Source organism: Candidatus Chordibacter forsetii (assembly GCF_964187505.1).
Classification (GTDB): domain Bacteria; phylum Verrucomicrobiota; class Verrucomicrobiia; order Opitutales; family Seribacteraceae; genus Chordibacter; species Chordibacter forsetii.
This window is the reverse complement of sequence record NZ_CAXLML010000062.1, coordinates 1-7,086: the sequence shown is the minus strand read 5'-3', so window position 1 is coordinate 7,086 and position 7,086 is coordinate 1. Positions and strand designations below refer to the sequence as shown.

At 44.4% G+C, this 7,086-nt stretch carries 5 protein-coding genes; 1 reads left to right on the top strand and 4 read right to left on the bottom strand.

Annotated elements, in window-relative coordinates:
- The first annotated feature begins 50 nt into the window (after window positions 1-50).
- Complete coding sequence (locus tag ACKPQ4_RS02855; RefSeq protein WP_407679704.1) at window positions 51-830, top strand: nitrilase-related carbon-nitrogen hydrolase; 780 nt, start codon at window positions 51-53, stop codon at window positions 828-830.
- Between the two features lie 4 nt (window positions 831-834).
- Here ACKPQ4_RS02855 and ACKPQ4_RS02850 read toward each other — a convergent pair whose 3' ends face one another.
- The 4 genes from ACKPQ4_RS02850 to ACKPQ4_RS02835 all read right to left on the bottom strand — a co-directional run.
- Window positions 835-1,860 carry an aldo/keto reductase gene (locus tag ACKPQ4_RS02850; RefSeq protein ID WP_407679703.1) on the bottom strand — a complete coding sequence of 342 codons (1,026 nt, stop codon included), beginning with the start codon at window positions 1,858-1,860 and terminating at the stop codon, window positions 835-837.
- A 48-nt stretch (window positions 1,861-1,908) separates the two neighbouring features.
- On the bottom strand, window positions 1,909-5,394 hold the full coding sequence (locus tag ACKPQ4_RS02845; RefSeq protein ID WP_407679702.1) for an ATP-binding protein: 3,486 nt from the start codon (window positions 5,392-5,394) through the stop codon (window positions 1,909-1,911).
- Window positions 5,387-6,007 carry a DUF4194 domain-containing protein gene (locus ACKPQ4_RS02840; protein WP_407679701.1) on the bottom strand — a complete coding sequence of 207 codons (621 nt, stop codon included), beginning with the start codon at window positions 6,005-6,007 and terminating at the stop codon, window positions 5,387-5,389. The genes ACKPQ4_RS02845 and ACKPQ4_RS02840 overlap by 8 nt, the downstream gene beginning before the upstream one ends.
- Window positions 6,004-7,086 (bottom strand): DUF3375 family protein (locus ACKPQ4_RS02835; RefSeq protein WP_407679700.1); only part of this gene is annotated, 1,083 nt, incomplete at its 5' end. The genes ACKPQ4_RS02835 and ACKPQ4_RS02840, both read right to left, overlap by 4 nt.

The following is a 7,086-nucleotide window of genomic DNA, read 5'->3' as shown; positions in this document are numbered from 1 at the left end:
GTTCCACATCGTGTGGTTTTCAGGAATATTAAAATACTTAAAATCTAAATTTGAAAGTTTTTCTCATTCAATTTTCTCCGACTTGGGAAAATAAGGAATCCAATTATTCCAAGGTTCAAAACTTGATCGAACGGTCCTCTCCGGAGCCGCATTCATTGGTTGTTCTTCCGGAAGCTTTTGCAACAGGATTCAGCCTAAATACACAAGCAACAACAAAGGCAGAGCCCGATCAAAGCTACGCCTTCCTTTCGAACATATCGATCTCCCATAAAGTATGGATTTTGGCAGGGGTGATCGTTCCCAATGAAAATAACTCTGAGGCAAAAAATCTTGCTGTTCTTTTTAACCCAAAAGGCAAATGGATAGGAGCTTACCAAAAAATGTACCCCTTTACACCAATGGGTGAAGACCAAGTGCATACAAGAGGAAAAAGTACGAAAACATTCCATGTCGAAGGCTTTCAATTATCGCCCATTCTATGCTATGATCTCCGGTTTCCTGAATTGTTCAGAATGAACATCGTACAAGGAGCAAACCTCTTTGTAGTAATTGCAAGCTGGCCAAAAGTCAGAATAAATCATTGGCACACCCTTTTACAGGCAAGAGCTATAGAAAACCAAGCTTATGTAATTGGCCTCAATCGAACAGGAAAGGATCCAAACCATAACTACTCAGGTAGCTCTAGGATTATCGATCCTACTGGAAAAACGGTGATGGAGATGAAGGGCAAGGAAGAGGTTGCATCAACCAAGCTAGACAGGAACTTAGTTGATGAGTGGAGAGATAAGTTTCCAGTCTTGAAGGATATTCGAGAAGATTTACTTCCATAACTGATCAATCCCCTGCCCAAAGAGACTTGGGCAGATTGATCTTTGCTACTATACGATCGATTTGCGTCTCTTCTTCCTTTGAAAACTCCAGGTTCTTTACTGCCTGAAGATTTTCTCGAATCTGCTCAACTGAACTTGCACCCATCAGGGCACTGCTCACTCCTTTATGTCGCAAGACCCAGGAAAGAGACATTTGTGCAAGGGTTTGTTCGCGTGCATTAGCCAAATTATTTAATTCACGAATGACCCGTAAGTTCTGTTCATTCACCTCATTCTTTCGTAAAGGAGAAAGCGGAAGGCTGAACCGACAGTTTGGGGGAATTCCATCCAGGTATTTATCGCTCAGTAATCCTTGAAAAAGTGGACAAAAGGCAATCACTCCCAATCCTTGGTCCCCACATAGATCAAGCAAATCCTGCTCCACCCAACGATTGAGCATTGAATAATTAGGCTGGTGGATGATTGGTACAACAAGATTAAGATTTTTACAGGTTTCCACAGCTTCGTGGGTCTGCTTGGTCGAATAACTACTAATCCCTACATAAAGTGCCTTCCCCTGCTTTACAGCGGTATCCAGTGCAGTCAGGGTTTCCTCAAGAGGCACATTTGGGTCAAAGCAATGAGAATAAAAGATGTCAAAGTACTCCAAATTTGTACGCTTTAAGGATTGGTCCAAACTGGCCAGTAAATGTTTACGGGATCCACCCTGCCCGTATGGACCGTGCCACATATCATATCCAGCTTTGCTTGAAATGAGTAGTTCATCCCTAGGTAAATCCTTTAAAATCTTTCCAACATTACATTCGGCGGATCCGTAAGGAGGTCCGTAATTATTGGCCAGATCGAAATGAGTAATGCCCCCATCAAATGAAGTCCTAATCATATCTGTCTGTTCAGGACTTGGTTTATCTCCTCCAAAATTATGCCAGCAACCAAGACTGAGCTGAGGCAGCTTTACCCCTGATTTCCCGCATTGCCGATAAGGCATTCGTCCGTCGTATCGGGACGGAGGCGGATCCGCAGCGGTCATGGAATATAAAAGCTAACTAAAAAATAAACCGTGAAAGAATCGAAAAGATTATGAAACCGTTTCCTCTTCAATGGGATCCGCTTCATCTGAATCTGCCTTTTCTTGACCCAGATATTCATGAACGCTCAAGTCTCCAACAAAGGACTCCCCTTCCCTACGCTCAACTACATGATACCTTTCAACATATCTTTGAACCACATGAATTTTGGCATCCAAGGGTTGCACGATCAGGAGTTGCAAATGGAATTCCTTAAATAAATCGAGTAGGTATTGAGAGAATTCATCGTCCGTCTTACTGAACATTTCGTCCACCGCGACCAATCGAAATGTCTCGGTTTGTTTGCCGCCAACATCAATTCCATACTGGTAGGCGATCGCAGTTGCAAGAATGGTAGAGGCTAGACGGTTTTTCTCACCTCCCGATTTCCCCGCGGCTCCACTATAACTTTGTCTTAAAGTATCTTCTTCTTTGTAAAATTCATCCGCCCGAAACTTGAACCAGTTTCGAACATCGATCACTCGTTCTGTCCAACTAAGATCCTGTTCGAGTTCGCCAAGAAATTGCTCAACACGATGGTAACGCTCGCGACGGCGCTCATCATCATCATCTGACTCCAGGTCTCCTTCGAGAGCATGTCGGCGAAGTTTCTTAAATTTTCGCACTCCATCGTCGCCGGCATCTTCCATCATTAATTGGATATAGGTAAGTTCCTTGCGATCAAAAGTGACTCGTGAAAGATGCTCATTTAATTCACTCACTCTTTTGCGTATACGATCCCGGTGAGATTCGAGAGCTTCACTAAAACCAGAAACTTCCTCTGGTACCTGAACCCGCAAAAGTTCTTCAAATCGCTGATGATTCTTTGCAAGGTCTTCCTCTTCAATTTGTTTGCGTACCTGTTCGAAGGAAGAATAAGTGGAATCAGAATATCCCTCCTCTAAATCAAGGACTAATTCATCACGGAAAGCCTGGTTTCTACCATCGGCAATAAACCTTTGCATCGCTGCAACATTCCTATCTCTCAATTTATCGAGTGAACCCTCGAGCTTATGGATTCGGCCATCTAATTTGTGAGTGGCATCTCGGGCTGATTCCTCGATATCGTCTGGAGAATCAGGCGGTGAACCAAATTCATTTTCAATCTTAGCGTAGAGGCCCTGCAAAGCATGCTCTGCCTTTTCTTTGGCATCCTCATCAACATCTCCCTTCGAAAAGGAAGGAAGAATTTCATCCCGGTACTTCGCTAACATCGAACGAATTGCTTCCATGCGAACTTCGTTTCTTTCTGCACGGGCTTCAACACCTCCAATTCTTTGAAGTATTTGATCACGGGTAGATTGTAAGTCGTCCAATTTTTCAAGCATGGTGTCATGATCATCCTTTAATTTTTTTAGGACATCTGACCCCCCTACAATTACACGCTCTTCCTCCTCTAGATCAGCCATACGGGTTGAAATTCCGAGTACATCAATATCGGAAAACTCATTGGCACAAGCTTGTAGTTGAACGCCGGCACGCAATTTTGCCCGCAAACTTTGACGCTCAAATTCAGATTCACGAATAGAACGGCCAGCACGATCCGCTTCTTCCCGCCATTTTTCCAAAGCCTCATCAAGTGACTTTTGCTTGGAACTAAGATCCCACCCTAATACCCACGTAGATGCATCACCAAGAAAGAATGTATCATCTTTTTCACGTAACGAGCCTCCTGTTTTGATGACTCCGTCCAAGGTTAGAGCATCGCTCAAGTCATCAAAGCGTTTATTACGATTATCGAAGCAAATATGGGGAAGTCTTTGATTAATTTCCGCCCGTAGCCAAGCCTGCCTGGTTTTTTCCATCTCTGCACGAATGACCAACTTGGCAAGTAAGGAATCATCATCAGGCTTAACCTTAGAATTCCCAGAACCGGGACAGATAAAAGCAAGACGATCCCCCAGGTGATTTTCTTCGAGGAATTTTTCTGCCTGATCTGCCAATTTTGGCGGAACAACTACGCTAAGTGCGAAGGTGCGAAGAGCACGCTCAATCGGCCCCGTCCACTTTGCTTCATCAGGAAGAACCTGGATCAGTTCAGCGACAAATGGAAGTTCCGCTAAATCTCTGTCCAAAGCCTTGGCCAAAGATGCACGCAAACGCGAAACTTCTGGAGGAACATTGGTGTTGGATTCCAAAAGGTAGTTTCTTTCATCTTCTAAAGTTTCCACCCGTTCATTGGCTTTTTTTAACTGGTAAGAAACTTCAACGATCTTTTCATCAAGTTCAGCAATCTTGCCTTCCATTCTTGGTAACTGGGAATCAAGTTCCCGACGAAGAGTAAGAAAATCGTCCTCTTGCTTAACGAAAGATCCTTTTTCCCAGGCACTTAAATGGCGTTCAAAATTTGCAGACCTTTTACTGACCACCTCCCTTTTATCACGCAACCGGTCAATCTCAGCACCCACTTGTTCAAGTCTTCGATTCTCATCGCTATCCGAAAGGGCACGTTCCAGATGATTAAGTTTTTCACGGAAACGATCCACTTCTCCACGGGCTGTTTTCAGGCGTGCCCGTTCGGCTTCTTCTTGATGCTTTAGTTCGTCCACCCACTCGGTTCTGCGCTCAAGTTCAGCTTGGGCGTAAAAAGGTTCAATGGCCTGACGGATACTCTCGGCATTAGCCCGTTGGTTCATCGATTCGATGAACTGTCCATGGGTCGCCTGAATTTCATCCAATTGCTCAATTTGATAAGAAGCAGTTTCGATTCGACGGTGAGTACTGCGAAGATCATCAAACCTTTCCTGTAAGGCTAGCAATTTCTCTTTAGCTCCCCCATCATCCAGCATGTGTTCTCGGATAAATTGGGTTAGGTCCTTAACATCCTTAATACAAACCGCCTGATTAAAGATAGACATGGGTGAGCGTGTTCCCAAGTCAGCATCAAGAAAAAGCATGGATTCAAACTTTTTATGATATGCAGTAAAAGAATCATAGGTGCTGTAACCACGTTCTTTTAGGATCCGACGCAAGTTGTCGGAGTCTCCTAGATGATTAAAGTCTTCTTCTATGGTAAGCTTACGTTTTTCGACTAAGTAAACTTTATCCACTTTCCCGGAAGGTAAGCACCAAAGCACCTGAGCAACTGTTACTTCAGACTGATATGCCTCATTAAAAAAATGAGCCAGTAATACGGTGTAGGTTTCACCCGGATTGCGGAGAGTTTCCTTGCGACCCTGACCGGTTACGGTGTCATGAATTTCAGAATAAGCTCCAAGAACATAGTCTCGCTCGTTACGCTCACGACTACCTGCCTGACTGGAAGCAACATTATAGTTACGAGCCCGATTGGGTACTAGAAGGGTAAGCAAGGCATCGACCAAAGTTGATTTCCCGGAACCGTTTCTTCCGGTAATCATAGATGTTCGACCATCTGGCCGTATGGTATAGACCTTGTCGTGAAACGTTCCCCAGTTAAGAAGAGAGAGTTCGTGCAAGCGGTATCCGGCCGTTGATTTGTCCGGAGAGAATTCAAGTTCTAATTGGGACTCAAGCATCTTCTTCCTCCATATTCTCTTCTAATTCGGGGGCTCTGCGTTTAATCTGTTCTTTCACTTCAGTTAATTTCTCTGGGGGTAATTTTGCTTTGATGATCCGTTCGACCCGATAGAGGCCTTCATCTTTGTCCCGCACTTTTTTGATAATTCCCCACTCTTCGAATTTGTTGATGAGTCCAGATATTTGTCGGTGAGCTTTTTTCTCATCGTGTAACTCAGGGAAGTAGGGAGACATTAACTCGATCAAGTCCAAGCTCGAGCGGTAGAGATGATCTCCCTCTTCTTGGTTTTGTTCGAAGCGCATTAATTCCTCGCGCAGTAAGACCATGAAAATGGTCTGATGGTAAGACAAACGGGTACGACGTAACACCCTGGGCAAAGGTGCCGAACCCTCCTCCCAGTTTTCGTCCTCTTGGGAATCTTCTTCCCGTTGGTGAACATAGGCGTATCCCGCAGAATCATCACGGGCGACATCCATGCCCATCTCCCCGAAGTGAGCCTTTATTTTTTCCCACTCTGCCCCTAACCTACTCCATAGGTCGAGATCTTCCTGATAAATAGGACCGTTTAGTAAACGGACGATGACATGACGATGAGTAATGGCTGGGTTCATAAGCTGGATCGTTGGAATAAAAGTTGTTCGACCTCGACATACCTAGGCTGAGAGGAACGATTCAAATCTAAATGGATTAATTCATCGGAAAGAATTTCATGACGCGGATCCTCACCAGCAATTACGCGGTAACACACAATCTCAACTACTCCCTGTTGCAATGGATACTTCTCAACTATTTCGGAAAGTGTAACCTGATCGACTTCGTCTAAAGTTTCAAAAACACGAGCCCGGTATTTCTTAAGATCTAAAGGTTCGCCCACAGAACCAAGAATATCGTTCATCCACTGAGAATCCGTACTCTTCGCCGGTTTTACTTCAGCAAATGCCTCGATCGCTTTCGGTTCCCAAAATTCTGCTTCGATTAAAGTGAAAAACTGAGGTCGTATATCAATCTCAAATTCCCAATCGTTCAACGGTGTTTCCCGTAGGCGATAGGCATGACTACGAATTTCAGAAAGTGTTTCGCGAACCTGTCGACCTCCTCCTCCAGAATGATCTCCAACTACCTGCCTAAGTTTTCGACTTATCCGACCGTAAGCACCATGAGCAGCACTTGCTTCTCCAAAAAGGCGGTCTCCAAGATTCGAAAATATTTTTTGGGTATCCAAACCACGCCGACGGGCAATGTCGGAAGTTTGCTCGGCAAGTTTGCGGAACATTCGAGACAAAGATGGGTTGGTCATCATTTCGCGAAACCCAAAATAGCTCTTTCCTTGGTCGCAACCACGAAGTGCTTCGTCTGCATCCAAAACATGTTCCACAATATCTCCTTTGGATGCCTTGCCCTGAGCATAAAGATTGGAAATCTCACGAGCATGATCGCGAAAGAACTCTTCAATTGCCCGAAAATCAGACAGAAAATGTTCTACAAGATCAGAGAGATCATAAACCTGATCCCGAATAATATCTTCTCCAAAAATGGGAGCCTCTCCCGTTTCTTGAATTTTTCTTATCTCTTCGTCAATTTCCTCGCGTTTTCGTGCAAGCTCACGGATTCGGGCATCAGGGTCTGAGTTGACCCCGTTGTTTAACTCCTGCATCTCATGAAGGATACGATTGAAACGTGACTCGGTGGT